This is a genomic window from Streptomyces sp. NPDC058576 (assembly GCF_042718715.1).
Taxonomy (GTDB): domain Bacteria; phylum Actinomycetota; class Actinomycetes; order Streptomycetales; family Streptomycetaceae; genus Streptomyces.
In genome coordinates, this window is record NZ_JBHXPF010000030.1 from 13,749 (window position 1) to 31,002 (window position 17,254).

The 17,254-nt window shown below is 69.6% G+C and carries 10 protein-coding genes; 7 read left to right on the forward strand and 3 right to left on the reverse strand.

Translation table 11 applies throughout. The annotated features are described in order from the left end of the window. Nucleotides 1-40 precede the first annotated feature (40 nt). A complete protein-coding gene (locus ACFWRV_RS21335; RefSeq protein WP_003967862.1) occupies nt 41-1,072 on the forward strand; it encodes an alanine racemase in 1,032 nt (343 codons plus the stop codon). Between the two features lie 28 nt (nt 1,073-1,100). Here the strand turns inward: ACFWRV_RS21335 and ACFWRV_RS21340 are convergent, their stop codons facing one another. Continuing rightward, the gene (locus tag ACFWRV_RS21340; protein ID WP_384336814.1) at nt 1,101-2,615 is read right to left on the reverse strand and encodes a glycosyltransferase family 87 protein; all 1,515 of its coding nucleotides are present in this window, start codon (nt 2,613-2,615) and stop codon (nt 1,101-1,103) included. A 171-nt stretch (nt 2,616-2,786) separates the two neighbouring features. Continuing rightward, nucleotides 2,787-5,213, reverse strand: a complete 2,427-nt coding sequence (locus tag ACFWRV_RS21345) for a transglycosylase domain-containing protein (RefSeq protein ID WP_384336816.1) — start codon at nt 5,211-5,213, stop codon at nt 2,787-2,789. Nucleotides 5,214-5,949: 736 nt separating this feature from the next. Between ACFWRV_RS21345 and ACFWRV_RS21350 the strand changes: the two genes are divergently transcribed. The 3 genes from ACFWRV_RS21350 (at nt 5,950) to ACFWRV_RS21360 (ending at nt 9,202) form a co-directional block, all read left to right on the forward strand. After that, nucleotides 5,950-6,657 (forward strand): PadR family transcriptional regulator, encoded by a 708-nt coding sequence (locus ACFWRV_RS21350; RefSeq protein WP_384336818.1) that lies wholly within the window; start codon nt 5,950-5,952, stop codon nt 6,655-6,657. Between the two features lie 59 nt (nt 6,658-6,716). Next, a complete protein-coding gene (locus ACFWRV_RS21355) occupies nt 6,717-7,799 on the forward strand; it encodes an inositol-3-phosphate synthase (protein ID WP_384336820.1) in 1,083 nt (360 codons plus the stop codon). Nucleotides 7,800-7,924: 125 nt separating this feature from the next. Further along, nucleotides 7,925-9,202 (forward strand): MFS transporter, encoded by a 1,278-nt coding sequence (locus tag ACFWRV_RS21360; protein ID WP_384336822.1) that lies wholly within the window; start codon nt 7,925-7,927, stop codon nt 9,200-9,202. A gap of 57 nt (nt 9,203-9,259) precedes the next feature. On the opposite strand, the gene ACFWRV_RS21365 is transcribed toward ACFWRV_RS21360, so the two are convergent. Continuing rightward, complete coding sequence (locus ACFWRV_RS21365) at nt 9,260-10,702, reverse strand: CCA tRNA nucleotidyltransferase (protein ID WP_384336824.1); 1,443 nt, start codon at nt 10,700-10,702, stop codon at nt 9,260-9,262. Nucleotides 10,703-10,882: 180 nt separating this feature from the next. Between ACFWRV_RS21365 and ACFWRV_RS21370 the strand changes: the two genes are divergently transcribed. The 3 genes from ACFWRV_RS21370 (at nt 10,883) to ACFWRV_RS21380 (ending at nt 17,244) form a co-directional block, all read left to right on the forward strand. Next, nucleotides 10,883-13,177 carry a DUF6049 family protein gene (locus ACFWRV_RS21370; RefSeq protein ID WP_384336826.1) on the forward strand — a complete coding sequence of 765 codons (2,295 nt, stop codon included), beginning with the start codon at nt 10,883-10,885 and terminating at the stop codon, nt 13,175-13,177. Between the two features lie 50 nt (nt 13,178-13,227). After that, complete coding sequence (gene murJ, locus ACFWRV_RS21375; RefSeq protein WP_384336828.1) at nt 13,228-15,390, forward strand: murein biosynthesis integral membrane protein MurJ; 2,163 nt, start codon at nt 13,228-13,230, stop codon at nt 15,388-15,390. A gap of 129 nt (nt 15,391-15,519) precedes the next feature. Next, the gene (locus tag ACFWRV_RS21380; protein WP_384336830.1) at nt 15,520-17,244 is read left to right on the forward strand and encodes a serine/threonine protein kinase; all 1,725 of its coding nucleotides are present in this window, start codon (nt 15,520-15,522) and stop codon (nt 17,242-17,244) included. Nucleotides 17,245-17,254 lie beyond the last annotated feature (10 nt).

Sequence of the window (17,254 nt, forward strand, 5' to 3'; positions counted from 1 at the left end):
CCTGATTCACCGCAGCCACCAGAAAGGTTCCGGGCCGGCCATGGCGCTCTCCCTCTACGTCGACACCGCGCGCTGGCGGGCGCACCAGAAGTCCGTGATCGACCAGTTCCCCGGTCTCGTACCCGTCTGCAAGGGCAACGGCTACGGCTTCGGCCATGAGCGCCTCGCCGACGAGACGATCCGCTTCGGATCCGACACCCTCGCCGTCGGGACGACCTACGAGGCGGCCCGGATCAAGGACTGGTTCAGCGGCGACCTGCTCGTCCTGACCCCGTTCCGGCGTGGTGAGGAGCCCGTACCGCTGCCGGACCGCGTCATCCGGTCCGTCTCCTCCGTCGACGGGGTGCACGCCCTGGTGGGCGCCCGGGTCGTCATCGAGTGCATGAGCTCGATGAAGCGCCACGGCGTCAAGGAGGAGGAGCTCGGGCAGCTGCACGCGGCGATCGAGGACGTACGGCTCGAAGGCTTCGCCCTGCACCTGCCGCTGGACCGCACCGACGGCTCCGACGCCGTCGAGGAGGTCATCGGCTGGATGGACCGGCTGCGCGCGGCCCGGCTGCCGCTGCACACCATGTTCGTCAGTCATCTGCGCGCCGAGGAGCTGGCCCGGCTTCAGCAGCAGTTCCCGCAGACCCGCTTCCGCGCCCGGATCGGCACCCGGCTCTGGCTCGGCGACCACGAGGCCACCGAGTACCGGGGGGCCGTCCTGGACGTCACCCCGGTCGTCAAGGGTGACCGGTTCGGCTACCGCCAGCAGAAGGCCGCGTCCGACGGCTGGCTGGTGGTCGTGGCCGGCGGTACGTCCCACGGGGTCGGCCTGGAGGCGCCCAAGGCTCTGCACGGGGTGATGCCGAGGGCCAAGGGCGTCGCCCGCGCGGGCCTGGCCACGGTCAACCGCAACCTGTCGCCGTTCGTCTGGGCAGGCAAGCAGCGGTGGTTCGCCGAGCCGCCGCACATGCAGGTGTCGATCCTGTTCGTGCCCTCGGACGCCCAGGAGCCGCGGGTCGGTGACGAGCTGGTCGCGCATCTGCGCCACACGACCACCCAGTACGACCGGCTCGTCGACCGCTGAGCCGCCCGCCCTGAAGGGCGGCCCCGGCTCAGGCGTCCCGGGTGGGCTTCGCGCCCCATTCCACCCGAGGTCCCGTGACCGTCCGAGCCGTGTGCCCGGACGGGCGGGCCTCGGGCGCGAGCACGAACGCGTCCGGAGCCCCGTCGAGCACGCCGCCCGACGGGTCGTCCGACCCGTCGGCGCGCACCGGGTCCTTCTCCGGCAGGAGGATGTCCCGGACGATCAGCGCGCAGAGGTACAGCGTGCCCAGCAGGTGCAGGGCGATCGCGACCTGGTAGCCCTCCTGCGGCAGCCCCTGGTTCTTGTCCCCGCCGCTGGTGTAGGCGAGGTAGGACCAGATCCCGAGGAAGTACATGACCTCGCAGGCCTGCCAGATGAGGAAGTCGCGCCAGCGCGGCCGGGCCAGGACGGCCAGCGGGATCAGCCAGAGCACGTACTGGGGTGAGTAGACCTTGTTCGTGAGGATGAACGCGGCCACCACCAGGAACGCCAGCTGGGCGAAGCGCGGCCTGCGGGCCGCGGTCAGCGCCAGGCCCGCGATGCCCGCGCAGAAGACGACCATCAGGACGACCGATGCGGTGTTGACCGTCTCCACGTCGATGGGCTTGCCGGTGCGCTGCGTGATGATCAGCCAGAACGAGCCGAAGTCGATGGGCCGCTCCTGGCTGAAGGTGTAGAACTTCCGCCACCCCTCGGGGGCGAAGACCATCACCGGCAGGTTCACCACCAGCCAGGCCGCGCCCGCGCCCAGCAGCGCCGTCCCGAACTCGCGCCACCGGCCCGCCCGCCAGCAGAGCACCAGGAGGGGGCCGAGCAGCAGGACGGGGTAGAGCTTGGCGGCCGTGGCCAGGCCGATGAGGATGCCGAACGCGAGCACCCGCCCCCGGGACCACATGAGCATCGCCGCGGCCGTCAGGGCGACGGCCAGCAGGTCCCAGTTGATGGTCGCGGTGAGGACGAACGCGGGGGCCAGCGCGACCAGAAGACCGTCCCAGGGGCGACGGCGGTGCGTACGGACGGTGCACACGGCGATGACCACCGCGCAGATCATCAGCATGCCCGCGTTGACCATCCAGTACATCTGCTCGCGCTGCTGGATGGGGTCGCTGTCGGGCGTCAGCGTCAGCCAGGCCGCCACCTGCATGAACACCCCGGTCAGGACGGGGTACTCCAGGTACTGCATATCGCCGCTCAGCCGGTCGAAGTACGGCACGAGGCCGTCGGCGAACCCGCGTCCCAGAAAGAGGTGCGGAATGTCGGAGTAGCAGGCGTGCGTGTACTGCGAGGTGGCGCCGCGGAACCAGGCCCATTCGTAGCAGGGGATCTTCTGCACCATGCCGAGGGCGAACATCCCGATCATGACCAGCGCGATGACGCGCACGGGCGTGAGCGGGCCGTCGCCGAGCCGCGCCCAGCGTCCCACCCGGCCGCCGAACAGCTCGCTGCCGGCCGCCGCGACCTCGTCCCTGTCGGTGGGCCGCACGACGGGCCGTTCCTGGTGCACGCTCGTGTCTTCTGCGCTGGGGCTTGGCATGCCGCACATCCTGCCGTACGGGGCTGTGCCCGGGGCAAGGACCGCCCGGGGGACACGGCAGGACGGTCCAGGACTCCGCACCTCGTGGGGAACACGGCGAGGGCCGCCGCACCCGGGTGGGTACGGCGGCCCTCGCCGCTGTGCCGGTCCGGCCCGTGAGGGTCCCGGCCGGCGGTCCGGCTATCCGGAGCTGCCCCAGATGGAGCCGGTTCCGCCCTGGTTGCCGTTGGCTCCCTGGGCGCCGCCGTTGCCGGTGCCGTCGGTCGTTCCGGTGTTGTCGCCACCACCGTCGGCTCCGGTGTTGTCGCCGCCTCCGCCGTCGGCTCCGGCGTTCTGGCCTCCACCGTCCGCCCCGGCGTTCGCCCCGCCGTTGGCCTCTTCGCAGTTCGGGTCGAAGATGCCGCAGGTCTTGGTCGGCGTCGGCGTCGGGCTCGGGGTGGTCGGCGTCGGCGTCGGCGTGGGCGTCGTCGGGTCGTCGGAAGGCGTCTCCGACGGCGTGGGACTGGGCGTCGGGCTGGGGCTGACCGCGCCGCCGCCCCACACGACGTCGCCCGGGTCCTGCGGCGTCGGGAAGGCGATGGCCTTCTTGCCCTTCATCGCCCCGGTCATGTAGTCGTGCCAGATGGAGGCCGGGAACGAGTTTCCGTGGATCTTCTCCTCGCCACCCGTCCCGAACATCTCCTCGAACTTGCGTGTCTTGTTCGTCTCGTCGTCGTCGAGGCGGAACATGCTGATGGCGGTCGAGATCTGCGGCGTGTACCCGACGAACCAGGCGGACCGGTTGCCGTCGGTCGTACCGGTCTTGCCCGCGGCCTCACGGCCCTCCAGCTTGGCGGGTTCGCCCGTCCCGTTCTCCACGACGTTCTTCAGCACGTCCGTGACGTTGTCGGCGATCATCGGGCTGAAGGCGCGCTTGGGGTCCTTCTTGTGCTGGAAGACGACCACGCCCCTCTCCTTCACCTCGGTCACCGAGTAGGTGTCGTTCTTCTGGCCGCTCGTGGCGAAGGTGGCATAGGAGCCCGCCATGCGGATGGCGCTGGGCGACGAGGTGCCGATGGAGAACGAGGGAACGGTCGCGTCCGCCATGAAGGTGTCGTCCTTCAGACCGGAGGCGACGGCGACGTCCTTGACCTTGTCCGTCCCGACATCCATGCCGAGCTGCACGAACGGGGAGTTGGCGGACTTCTCCATGGCCGTCCGCAGGTCGATCTCACCGTAGTCGTAGTTGCCGTCGTTGGTCTGGCGCCATTCCTCGTCGTCCTCGTTGAGCCAGACCTTGCCCGTGTAGTCCTTGATCCGCAGGCCGTCGTCGCCGTTGTAGATGCTCTTCGGCGAGACCTGGGTGCGCTGGGACTCGCTCTGCTCCGGCGGGCCGGACGGATCGCGCACGCCGTACTGCATGGCCGCCGCCAGCACGAAGGGCTTCCACGTCGAACCGACCTGAGCACCCGTGGCGTCAGCGTTGTTGGTGAAGTGCGTGGTGGCGTCCTGGCCGCCGTACGTGGCGATGATGGCGCCGGTCTTCGCGTCCACGGAAGCACCGCCGAACTCGACGTGCGTGTCCGTCTTGGGGCGCTCCTTGGGCCGGATCTTGGCCTTGTAGACCTTCTTCACGGCTGCTTCGAGCTGTTCCACCCGCTTCTTCTGGAAGGTGGTGTGGATCTCGAAGCCGCCCAGTTCGAGCTCCTTGGCGGTGATGCCCTTGTCGTTGTTGGCGAGGAAGTACTTCTTGGCGAGCTCCACCAGGTAGCCGGTCTGGCCGCCCAGCTTGGCGTCCTTTTTCGGCGGCAGCGGGTCCGGGAACTTCGTGTACTTGGCGCGGTCCGCCTGCGTCATCCGCCCGTCCTTGACCTGCTCGTCGAGGATCCACTCCCAACGCGCCTTGGCCCGCTTGGTGTTCTTCGCCTTGGTCGCGTTCTCCTTGTCGATGTCGGTGGCACCGGCGGGGTCGTAGTAGCTCGCGCCCTTGAGCAGGGTGGCCAGGAAGGCGCACTCGCTCGCGTTCAGCTCGTCGGCGTCCTTGTTGTAGTAGGTGCGGGCGGCCGCCTGCAGCCCGGAGGCCCCACGTCCGTAGTACGAGACGTTGAGGTAGCCCTCCATCACCTCTTCCTTCTTCATCTCGCCGCCGACCTTGAGCGTGATGAAGAGCTCCTGGAACTTCCGCTTGAGCGTCTGGTCCTGGCTGAGCATGGAGTTCTTCACGTACTGCTGGGTGATCGTCGACCCACCCTGGGTCTCACCGCCCGTGGCCATGTTGAAGAACGCGCGCCCAATGCCCACCGGGTCGATGCCGCGGTCCGATTCGAAGCTCTTGTTCTCGGCCGAGATCACGGCGTTGCGCATCTCCACCGGGATCTGCTCGTAGTTGAGCTTCTGGCGGTTGACCGCGCCACCGGTCGCGACCATCTGCGAGCCGTCGGCCCAGTAGTAGACGTTGTTCTGCGCCTTGGCAGTCTTGTTGATGTCCGGCGGTACCACCAGGGCGTAGGCGATGCCTCCGATACCCATCAGAGCGCCGAGGAACCCCAGACAGAGCCCCGAGACCAGCTTCCACGAGGGCACCCAGCGACGGAACCCGTACCTGCCGTAGCGCGGATAGTCGATCATCCGCTTCTTGCCGGGGCCACCCTGGTCGCGCCCCCGACCCCCCGGGCCGTCGGAACCTCCGCCGCCACCGCGGCGTCGGCCACCGCCGCCCGCGCCGTGGCCCCCGGCGTCCGCGCCGCGGCGCCGGCCGCCCTTCTGGGCCGCTCGGCGGGCCTCGGCGCGGCTGCCGTACTGAGGCTGCTCGCCGTACGACTCGGATGGTGATTCGGAAGGTGACGCCGACGTGGCTCTGCGTGACGGGACAGCTCGGCGTCCGGTCGACTGCTGGGCGGCTCGTCTGGCCGCGGCACGCCCGCCACCCTGTGGCTGCGGCGTTTTGCGACGGTGCTCGCTCATGGAACGACTACTCCTCGGGCAGGCGAGAGCGCCTGGAAGCGGCAGTTGAGATCCGGTCCCCCCGAATTACGGACAAGCCACTGCGGAAGGCTCATCCGCAGTACATCCGGCAGTCCGCGATGACTGACGCGCGAAAGCTTCTCGCGGTTCCCGGTGGTCTGCATGCCGCACAGACTACGCACGGTCAAAACCCGCCTAGCGCCGAACTTCACCCCAAACAACGCAAGTCGAACCCTGGGAATTGCCGATGTGACGCCGTTCACGAAGGTCACCCTTGTCGAACAGGACGGACCGATCTATCGTGCTGATGTATCGAGTCGATACATCAGCACGGCATAAGTACGCGGGTGACTCCTGCGGACCGTGCCGACGGAAGCAGCGGGAGAAGGAGGAGGCACCGGTGAGCCGACGCTCCGGCATCCTCGAGTTCGCCGTTCTCGGCCTGCTCCGCGAATCGCCGATGCACGGCTATGAGCTGCGCAAACGCCTCAACACCTCGCTGGGGATCTTCCGTGCGTTCAGCTACGGAACCCTCTACCCCTGCCTCAAGACGCTGGTCGCCAGCGGCTGGTTGATCGAGGAGCCCGCCGGTGACCCGGCGGACACCGCGCCGGTCACCGGACGCTCGGCCGCTTCCTCCTCCTCACTGACAGGACGCCGGGCGAAGATCGTCTACCGGTTGACGGCAGAAGGTAAGGAGCACTTCGAGGAGCTGCTGTCGCACACCGGTCCGGATTCCTGGGAGGACGAGCACTTCGCGGCGCGCTTCGCCTTCTTCGGCCAGACCGAACGCGATGTGCGGATGCGGGTCCTGGAAGGCCGGCGCAGTCGGCTGGAGGAGCGCCTGGAGAAGATGCGCGCCTCTCTCGCCCGCACCCGCGAACGACTCGACGACTACACACTTGAGCTGCAGCGACACGGCATGGAGTCCGTGGAGCGCGAAGTGCGCTGGCTGAACGAGCTCATCGAGAGCGAGCGATCGGGACGGGATCGGCGACGATCCTCGCCCGAGGGCTCCGCTCAGCAGGACACTCCTGGAGAGACGGGCGGCCTGCCCCGGCATCGGGACGACACCCCGCCGGATCCGTCCGACGACACCGCCAAGTGAAGTCACCGCACTCCGCGGCGACTTCATCGGAAACACCGATTACACAGGGAGCAACCGGAATGGGTTCGGTTCGCGTAGCCATCGTAGGCGTGGGCAACTGCGCCGCCTCGCTGGTGCAGGGCGTCGAGTACTACAAGGACGCCGATCCGGCCGGCAAGGTGCCCGGTCTGATGCACGTCCAGTTCGGCGATTACCACGTCAGTGACGTCGAGTTCGTCGCCGCCTTCGACGTCGACGCGAAGAAGGTCGGCCTCGACCTCGCGGACGCCATCGGCGCCAGCGAGAACAACACCATCAAGATCGCGGACGTGCCGAACACGGGCGTGACCGTCCAGCGCGGCCACACCCACGACGGTCTCGGCAAGTACTACCGCGAGACGATCGAGGAGTCCACGGACGCCCCGGTCGACGTCGTCCAGATCCTCAAGGACAAGCAGGTCGACGTTCTCGTCTGCTACCTGCCCGTCGGTTCCGAGGTCGCGGCGAAGTTCTACGCGCAGTGCGCCATCGACGCCAAGGTCGCGTTCGTCAACGCTCTCCCGGTCTTCATCGCCGGCACCAAGGAGTGGGCGGACAAGTTCACCGAGGCCGGTGTCCCGATCGTCGGCGACGACATCAAGTCCCAGGTGGGCGCCACCATCACGCACCGCGTGATGGCGAAGCTCTTCGAGGACCGCGGTGTCATCCTGGACCGCACGATGCAGCTGAACGTCGGCGGCAACATGGACTTCAAGAACATGCTCGAGCGTGAGCGCCTGGAGTCCAAGAAGATCTCGAAGACGCAGGCCGTCACCTCGCAGATCCGTGACCGTGAGCTCGGCGCGGACAACGTCCACATCGGCCCCTCGGACTACGTGGCCTGGCTGGACGACCGCAAGTGGGCGTACGTGCGCCTCGAGGGCCGCGCGTTCGGCGACGTTCCGCTGAACCTGGAGTACAAGCTCGAGGTGTGGGACTCCCCGAACTCGGCCGGTGTCATCATCGACGCCGTCCGTGCGGCGAAGATCGCCAAGGACCGCGGCATCGGTGGCCCGATCCTCTCGGCTTCGAGCTACTTCATGAAGAGCCCGCCGGTGCAGTACTTCGACGACGAGGCACGCGAGAACGTCGAGAAGTTCATCAACGGCGACACCGAGAGCTGAACCGGCCTTCTCGGCTGACAGCTTCACCGGAGCGCTGAGCGGAGACGCTCACCTCTTCCTGCCGCACGTCGGGGGTCCCCGGGCAATCCGCCCGTGGACCCCCGACGTGTGTGACGCTTGCTCCCATGTCTGTCGCGCGTGATCTGCGCACCCTGCTGCGCCTGCGGAACTTCCGCCGCCTGCTCACCGTGCGGCTCCTGTCCCAGTCCGCCGACGGCGTCTACCAGGTCGCCCTCGCCGCGTACGTCGTCTTCTCCCCCGAGAAGCAGACGTCGGCCGCCGCCATCGCCTCCGCGATGGCCGTGCTCCTCCTGCCGTACTCCCTGATCGGGCCCTTCGCAGGGGTGCTGCTGGACCGCTGGCCCCGACGTCAGGTCTTCCTCTACGGGAACCTCCTGCGGGCCGCCCTGGCCTGCTCGACGGCCCTGCTGATTCTCGCCTCGGTGCCCGACTGGCTCTTCTACGCCTCGGCCCTCTGCGTCACCGCCGTCAACCGCTTCGTGCTGGCCGGTCTCTCCGCCGCCCTGCCCCGGGTGGTGGACACCGATCGCCTCGTCGTCGCCAACTCCCTCTCCCCGACCGCCGGCACCCTGGCGGCCACCGCGGGAGGCGGCCTCGCCTTCGTCGTACGGCTGGTGGCCGACGAGTCCGACGCGGCGGTCGTGCTGCTGGGGTCGGTGCTCTACCTGCTCTCCGCGCTGGCGTCCCTGAGCCTGCCCCGCACGCTGCTGGGGCCGGATACCGACGGGAGCCCGCTGCGGCTGCGGGCAGCGCTCGCCGTCACGGCTCGCGGGCTCGTCGCCGGCCTGCGCCATCTGGCCCAGCGGAGCCACGCGGCCCGGGCCCTGGCCGCCATGACCGTGATCCGCTTCTGCTACGGCGCACTCACCGTGACCGTGCTCATGCTGTGCCGCTACGCCTGGTCCGACAACGAGTCCGACGGACTGGCCCTGCTCGGCCTGGCGATCGGTATCTCCGGTGCGGGATTCTTCGTCGCCGCCGTCCTCACCCCGTGGGCGGTGGGTCAGCTCGGCCGGTACGGATGGATCGTGGGCTGCGCCGGGTCGGCGGCGGTCCTGGTGCCCGCCCTGGGACTCTCCTTCGCTCCCGTCCCGATGCTGATCGCCGCGTTCGTGCTCGGTGTCGTGACGCAGGGGTCGAAGATCGCGACCGACACGGTTGTGCAGACCTCGGTCGACGATTCCTTCCGCGGCCGGGTCTTCTCGCTCTACGACGTGCTCTTCAACGTCGCGTTCGTGAGCGCCGCGGGGGTGGCTGCCCTGATGCTCCCGCCGGACGGCAGATCGGTCGCCGTCGTGGCGGTCGTGTCCGTGCTGTACGCGGCGGTCGCGGCGACGATGTTCCGCTGGCGACGCAACGACGCCATCAGCAGCCGGCCCTAAGCCGGTCCTGGATGTGGCGAGGGGCGTTGTTTCACGTGAAACATCGCCCAGCCCTGCTCAGCCCTGCTGCGCCCACCACTCCTTGAGCGCTGCCGCGGCGGCGTCCCGCTCCATCGGCCCGTGCTCCAGGCGCTGCTCCAGCAGGAAGCCGTACGCCTTGCCGATCACCGGCCCGGGGCCGACCCCGAGGATCCGCATGATCTCGTTGCCGTCCAGGTCGGGGCGGATCGAGTCGAGCTCCTCCTGCTCCTGCAACAGAGCGATGCGCTCCTCCAGCCCGTCGTAGGTGCGGGAGAGCGCGTTGGCCTTGCGCTTGTTCCGGGTCGTGCAGTCCGACCGGGTCAGCTTGTGGAGCCGCTCCAGCAGCGGCCCCGCATCGCGCACGTACCGGCGCACCGCGGAGTCGGTCCACTCGCCGTCGCCGTACCCGTGGAAGCGCAGGTGCAGCTCCACCAGTTTCGACACGTCCTTGACCAGCTCGTTGGAGTACTTGAGCTCGGTCATACGCTTCTTCGTCATCTTCGCGCCCACCACCTCGTGGTGGTGGAAGGAGACCCTGCCGTCCTTCTCGAAGCGGCGGGTCCTCGGCTTGCCGATGTCATGGAGCAGCGCGGCGAGACGCAGGATGAGGTCGGGGCCGTTCTCCTCCAGAGCGATGGCCTGCTCCAGGACGGTCAGCGAGTGCTCGTAGACGTCCTTGTGCCGGTGATGCTCGTCACTCTCCAGGCGCAGCGCGGGAAGCTCGGGCAGCACATGCTCGGCCAGCCCGGTGTCGACCAGGAGCCCCAGACCCTTGCGCGGGTGCTGGGAGAGCAGCAGCTTGTTGAGTTCGTCGCGGACCCGCTCGGCGGAGACGATGCCGATCCGCGCGGCCATCTCCGTCATGGCGGTGACGACGTCGGGGGCCACCTCGAAGTCGAGCTGCGCGGCGAAGCGGGCCGCGCGCAGCATGCGCAGCGGGTCGTCGGAGAAGGACGCCTCGGGCGTGCCCGGCGTGCGCAGCACCCGCTCGGCGAGGTCCTTCAGACCTCCGTGCGGATCGACGAACTCCTTCTGCGGCAGAGCCACGGCCATCGCGTTGACCGTGAAGTCGCGGCGCACGAGGTCGTCCTCGATCGAGTCGCCGTAGGAGACCTCCGGCTTGCGCGAGGTCCGGTCGTAGGCCTCGGACCGGTAGGTCGTGACCTCGATCTGGTAGCCGTCCTTCTGGGAACCGACGGTGCCGAAGGCGATCCCTACCTCCCACACCGAGTCGGCCCAGGGGCGGACGATCTTGAGCACGTCCTCGGGGCGGGCATCGGTGGTGAAGTCCAGGTCGTTCCCGAGCCTGCCCAGCAATGCGTCGCGGACCGAGCCGCCGACCAGCGCGAGGCCGAATCCGGCCTCCTGGAATCGGCGGGCGAGGTCGTCGGCGACCGGGGACACCCGCAGCAGCTCACTCACCGCACGGTGCTGCACCTGGCTCAGTGCACTGGCGTTCTCTTCGTTGGCGTTCGGCACAACAGAAAAGGGTACGTGCACGGGCCGGTCGCGGCGTCATCGTTTACGGCGGCCCTGCGGGATACCCGCGATCATGTGCGATGGACCCCAGCACTTCGGCCCGCCGCACCTCGTTACCATGCGGGGACGCAGGACCGAACGATCGACAGCATCTGACGAGGACGAGGGACGGGTAGGCGCGTGGCCAAGGCGGCAGACTTCCAGGGGACTCGTCCCTCTCCTGCCCGCCGGTGGCTCCGGCGCACGGCCTCGGCGGTGCTCGGAGCACCGCTGCTGGCCGGTCTGCTGGCCGTTCCGGCCGCCGGTGCCGCCCCGGCCGCCGAGCCCGCCAAGGCCCCCACGGGCTCCCGTACGGTCGATGTGTCCCTGGACACGCTCACCCCGAGCGTTCCCTCGGAGGACGACACCCTGACCGTCTCCGGAACGCTCACCAACAAGGGCAGGGAGACGATCAGCAGCGCCGAGGTCGATCTGCGGGTCGGACCGAGGCTCACCGGCCGCGGAGAGGTCGACGACGCCGCGAAGCGCTCCACGTACGTCCCCGGAGCCGACCCGGTCGCCGTCGGGGACAAGTACACGGTGAACTTCCCCAAGCTCGCCAGAGGGATCAGCCAGGACTTCACGCTCAAAGTCCCCGTCGACAAGCTGGGCCTGAACGACTCGGGCGTCTACCAGCTCGGCGTCTCGGTCTCCGGCCGTACGACCACCGCCCCCTACGAGCAGGTGCTGGGCATCGAGCGCTCGTTCCTGCCCTGGCAGCCCGAGGCGAGCGACAGCAGGACGAAGCTCACCTTCCTCTGGCCGCTGATCGCGTCTCCCCACGTCACCGCGGAGACCCGGTCGGACGAACAGCAGACACCCGTGTTCACCGACGACGACCTGGCCAAGGAGCTGGCGCCCGGCGGCCGGCTGGAGCAGATGGTGTCCCTGGGCAGCCGGCTCCCGGTGACCTGGGTCGTCGACCCGGACCTCCTGGCGAGCGTCGCGGCGATGGCCGGGACGTACGAGGTCGAGTCGGGTGACACGACCGTCCCGGGCAAGAACCAGGCCGTCGCCAAGCAGTGGCTCACCGCGCTGGAGAAAGTGGTGGATGACGGCAAGGTGATCGCGCTGCCGTTCGCCGATCCCGATCTGGCCTCCATCGCGCACCGCGGCAAGAACGTCTCCGGAACGCTCAGCCATCTGCAGAACGCCTCCACGGTGGCCGCGACCACGGTGGAGACCATCCTCCATGTGAAGCCCTCCACCGACTTCGCCTGGCCCGTGAACGGCGCCGTGGACTCCTCCATCGTCGATGTGGCGACCTCGGCGGGCGCCCACAACGTGATCGCCCGCAGCGACAGCTTCCGGGAGACCGCGGGTCTTCCGTACACGCCGACCGCGGCACGGCCGATCGGCGGGGGGACCACCGCGGTCGTCGCGGACGCCAGGCTGTCGACCCTCTTCGACGGAGACATGTCGAGGGCGGGCGCCTCCACCCTCGCGGTCCAGAAGTTCCTCGCCCAGACCCTCGCGCTGACCGAGCAGGCGCCGGACAACGAGCGCAGCATCGTCGTGGCCCCGCCGCGGATGCCCACCGCCGCGCAGGCCCAGACGATGGCCCGGGCGCTGGAGGGCCTGTCGGGCGACCGTTGGACGCAGCCCCTGGACCTCGTCGCGGCCGCCGAGACGAAGCCCGACCCGAGGGCCACCGCCAAGGTTCCCCCGGCCTCCGCGTACCCGAAGAAGCTCCGCGCCCAGGAACTGCCCACACAGGCGTTCCAGGACATCCGCACCACCCAGGGCTCGCTCGACAGCTTCGAGACGATCCTGTCGCAGCCCGAACGCGTGGTGACGCCCTTCGGCAACGCCGTCAACCGCTCGATGTCGACGTCCTGGCGCGGACGGTCCCTGGAGGCGCAGCAGTACCGGGACGCGGTCCGCGACTACCTGCGGAGCCTCACCTCCGAGGTGCAGCTCATCGAGAAGTCCGACGTCACCCTCTCCGGGCGCAGCGCGACGATCCCGGTCACCGTGCAGAACAAGCTGGTGCAGGGCGTGGACCGGCTGGTTCTCCAGCTGACCTCGGACAACATCCGGCTCAAGTTCAACGACGACGGGTCCACGGCCGAACTGCCGGTCAGCATCGCGGGCGGGCACAGCCAGTCCGTGAAGTTCGACACGGCGACCAGCGCCAACGGCCGGGCCCAGGTGACCGCCCGGCTGTTCACGGAGGACGGCACGCCGTACGGCGAGGAGATGACCTTCACCGTGAAGGTCTCCGAGGTCACGCCCACCGTGCTGCTCGTGATCGCCGGCGGACTGCTGCTCCTGGTGCTGGCCGGCATCAGGATGTACACCCACCGCAAGCGCGCCGTGGCAAGCGACACGGCGGACGGCAACGGCGACGGACCCGAGCAGCCGAGTGACCCGACTCCGGACACCGGTCCGGAAAGCGGGGCCCCGTCGGGAACGGGTGAGAAAGTGGACCGTTGAGCGATGTCTGTCGTGGCCGGTCGGCCGGGGACGATGAGGTAGGGGTTTCGATGAACGCGCCGTACGACGGTGACCGCGGGCAGGGCGCGGGCGGAGCAGCGTCTCCGGGCGGGCCTCCGGTTCCCCCTGACGCGGGCCAGGACGGCTCCGTGCCGCCGGACCCGTACCTCCAGCACGCCTACGAGGACGACCCCTACCGGGCGCAGGACCTCACCGCCCAGGACCCGGTGGGCGAGGCGCTCTACGACCGGGCCGCCCACCCGCCGCCGCCTCCCGGCACCTACCAGGAGCCGGCGCCGCTCTACCAGCAGCCACCCCCCGCTCCGTACGCCCCGGACCCGCGCATCTGGGCGCAGCCCCCGCCTCCCGAGCCGGCGGGGCCCTCCCGGCACCTGCCGTACGGGGACCGCCCCGCGACCACGCAGTTCGTCGGCGTCGACGATCTGGTGACCCAGGCCTCGGACGACCGGCAGGAGCCGGACGCCTTCGCCCATCTCTTCCGGGACCAGGAAGGATCGGGAAAGCCTCCGGTACCGCCCCAGCCCGAACCGGCTCCCGCACCCGCGCCCGCCAAGGGCGGCGGCGGCAAGGTCTCCGGTCTGCTCAAGTCCAGCGCGGTCATGGCCGCCGGCACCCTCGTCTCCCGGCTCACCGGTTTCGTCCGGTCCCTGGTGATCACCGCCGCACTCGGCGCCGCGATGCTCGGCGACAGCTTCACCATCGCGTACACCCTGCCGACGATGATCTACATCCTCACCGTCGGCGGCGGCCTGAACTCGGTCTTCGTCCCCCAGCTCGTCCGCGCCATGAAGGACGACGAGGACGGCGGAGAAGCCTTCGCCAACCGGCTCCTGACCCTGGTGATGGTCGCGCTCGGCCTGATCGTCGCCGCCGCGGTCCTCGTGGCGCCGGTGCTGATCAAGCTGATGTCCAGCACCATCGCCGACGACGTGGCCGCCAACAGCGTGGCCGTCACCTTCGCCCGGTACTGCCTGCCCACCATCTTCTTCATGGGCGTGCACGTGGTGATGGGCCAGATCCTCAACGCCCGTGGCAAGTTCGGCGCGATGATGTGGACCCCGGTCCTCAACAACATCGTCATGATCATCACGTTCGGGCTGTTCATCTGGGTCTACGGCACCTCCGCCGAATCGCAGATGGGCGTCGAGACCATCCCGGCGGAGGGCGTCCGGCTGCTCGGCATCGGCACTCTGCTCGGCCTCGTCGTCCAGGCCCTGGCGATGATCCCCTACCTGCGCGAGACGGGCTTCCGCTTCCGCCCCCGGTTCGACTGGAAGGGCCACGGGCTCGGCAAGACCGTCAAGCTGGCCAAGTGGACCGTGCTGTTCGTCCTGGCCAACCAGGCGGGCGTCCTGGTCGTCACCCAGCTCGCCACAGCGGCGGGCAAGCTCTCGGGCAGGGACGGCACCGGGTTCCTGGCCTACTCCAACGCCCAGCTGATCTGGGGCATGCCGCAGGCCATCATCACCGTCTCCGTCATGGCCGCGCTGCTGCCCCGCATCTCCCGGGCCGCCCACGACAACGATCCCGGTGCGGTCCGCGACGACATCTCGCAGGGACTGCGCAACTCGGCCGTCGCCATCGTGCCGGTGGCCTTCACCTTCCTCGCGCTCGGCCTGCCGATGTGCACCCTGCTGTACGCGTCCAGCGGCGCCGAGGCCGCCCGCTCCATGGGCTTCATCCTCATGGCCTTCGCGCTCGGCCTGATCCCGTACTCCGTGCAGTACGTCGTCCTCCGCGGGTTCTACGCCTACGAGGACACCCGCACGCCCTTCTACAACACGGTGATCGTGGCAGCCGTCAACGCCGCCGCGTCCGCGCTCTGTTACGTCGTCCTGCCCGCCCGTTGGGCGGTCGTCGGCATGGCCTTCTCCTACGGTCTGGCCTACGCGGTCGGTGTCGGTGTCGCCTGGCGCCGGCTGCGCAACCGGCTGGGCGGCGACCTGGACGGCGCGCACATCGTCCGGACCTACGCCCGCCTCTGCATGGCGGCGGTGCCCGCCGCCCTGGTCGGCGGCGCCGTCGGATTCGGAATCCTGGAACTGGTCGGCACCGGCGCCCTCGGCTCCCTGGCCGCGCTGATCTGCGGCGGCGTCCTCCTCCTGGGCATCTTCTTCGCCGCGGCGAAGAAGATGCGCATCGAAGAGGTCAACGGCCTGGTCGGCATGGTCCGTGGACGGCTCGGCCGCTGAATGAGCACCCGCCCGCACAACCATCGCCGCACTCCGCGTGTCGTGCATAGCGCCGGAGTGTGGGCACAATTGGCGTGACTGTGCAGAGCTGGCTGGCATCGCGCAACGGATGGGGAGGCAGGAACGACGGTGGCGGAACGTAGCACGGCCGCCGTCGACGTGGCCGACAACGGCGGCGACGAGCCGCTGACCGCCAAGGCGGACGAGGCCACGACCGACGGGACGGCGCAAGCCGAGGACACCAAGGGCGCGAGCCCCAAGGACACCGACAACACGGACGGGAAGCGCTCCGAGGCCGTTCCGGCGTCACCCGATCTGCACAGCGGTCACAAGCTCGCCGGGCGCTACCGCCTGGAGGAGTGCGTCACCCGTCTGGACGGCTTCAGCAGCTGGCGCGCGGTCGACGAGAAGCTCCGCCGGGCGGTGGGCGTCCACCTGCTGCCCGCCGACCACCCGCGGGCCCGCTCGGTGCTGGCTGCCGCCCGCTCCTCGGCCCTGCTCGGCGACCCCCGCTTCGTCCAGGTCCTGGACGCCGTCGAGGAGAACGACCTCGTCTACGTGGTCCACGAATGGCTGCCGGACGCCACCGAGCTCACCGCTCTGCTGGCCACCGGGCCGATGGAGGCCCACGACGCCTACCAGCTCGTCAGCCAGCTCTCCCAGGCGATGGCCGCCGCCCACCGCGAGGGCCTGTCCCATCTGCGCCTCACCCCCGGCGCGGTTCTGCGCAGCTCCACCGGGCAGTACCGCATCCGCGGTCTCGCCGTGAACGCCGCGCTGCGCGGCATCACCGCCGAACGGCCCCTCCGTACCGACACCGAGGCCATCGGCGCCCTCCTGTACGCCGCGCTGACCCACCGATGGCCGTACGGGGACGACGCCCACGGGCTCGCCGGGCTGCCCAAGGGCCTGGGGCTCATCGCCCCGGACCAGGTCCGGGCCGGCGTCCACCGCGGCCTCTCCGAGCTCGCCATGCGGGCGCTCGCCAACGACGGCGCCACCGCCTCCCGGCAGGAACCGCCCTGCACCACGCCGGACGAGCTCGCCAAGGCCGTCGCCGCCATGCCGCGCATCCTCCCGCCGGAGCCCACGTTCACCGCGCCTCCCGCGTATCAGCGCACGACCTATCAGCAGGGCACGTACGGGCGCCCGTCCTCGCACCCCTCCGTCGCCGCCCAGCCCGTGATGCCGGTCCCTCCGGCCCCTCTGCAGAGCCGTACCGGCCGCGTGCTCAAGTGGACCGTCTCGGCGCTCCTCATCGCCGCGCTGGGACTCGGCAGCTGGCAGCTCGCCGAGGCGCTGCTCGACCGGAGCAAGGGCTCCGACGACACCGGCGTCACCGAGCCGAACGAGGACGACAAGAACAACGGCGACAAGCCCGCGTCGTCCGCCGAACCCCTGGACATCGCGGGGGCCACGGAGTTCAAGCCCGACGGCTCCGGCATCAAGGAGCAGGAGGTGCCGAACACCATCGACGGCGACCCCGGAACCCACTGGGTCACCCCGCGGTACGAGGGCTTCGCCAACTTCGGCAACCTCCCCCAGCGCAAGCAGGGCAGCGGCATCATCGTCGACCTCGGCAAGGTGCGTGACGTCTCGGGCGTCGACGTGTCCATGTACCGGAACGGGCAGACGACGACCGTGCTCGCCGCGTCCCCGGACGCCTCGTCCCCGTCCGTGACGGCGGACTTCGACCAGCCGATCGTCAAGCGGACCGTCTCGGGGTCGAAGCTCGAGGAGAAGCTCGACAAGCCCGTCCGTACCCGCTACGTCCTGGTCCACATCACGGAGCTCCCGTCGGACGGAACGGGCGGCTACCGGGGCGGCATCACCGACATCTCCGTCCTCGGCTGATCCACCGCCC

Excerpts from the sequence above, each read along its gene's own strand:
- murJ (WP_384336828.1), top strand. The coding sequence starts at position 13,228 with ATGAACGCGCCGTACGACGGTGACCGCGGGCAGGGCGCGGGCGGAGCA.
- ACFWRV_RS21345 (WP_384336816.1), bottom strand. The coding sequence starts at position 5,213 with ATGATCGACTATCCGCGCTACGGCAGGTACGGGTTCCGTCGCTGGGTG.
- ACFWRV_RS21355 (WP_384336820.1), top strand. The coding sequence starts at position 6,717 with ATGGGTTCGGTTCGCGTAGCCATCGTAGGCGTGGGCAACTGCGCCGCC.
- ACFWRV_RS21335 (WP_003967862.1), top strand. The coding sequence starts at position 41 with ATGGCGCTCTCCCTCTACGTCGACACCGCGCGCTGGCGGGCGCACCAG.
- ACFWRV_RS21360 (WP_384336822.1), top strand. The coding sequence starts at position 7,925 with ATGTCTGTCGCGCGTGATCTGCGCACCCTGCTGCGCCTGCGGAACTTC.
- ACFWRV_RS21340 (WP_384336814.1), bottom strand. The coding sequence starts at position 2,615 with ATGTGCGGCATGCCAAGCCCCAGCGCAGAAGACACGAGCGTGCACCAG.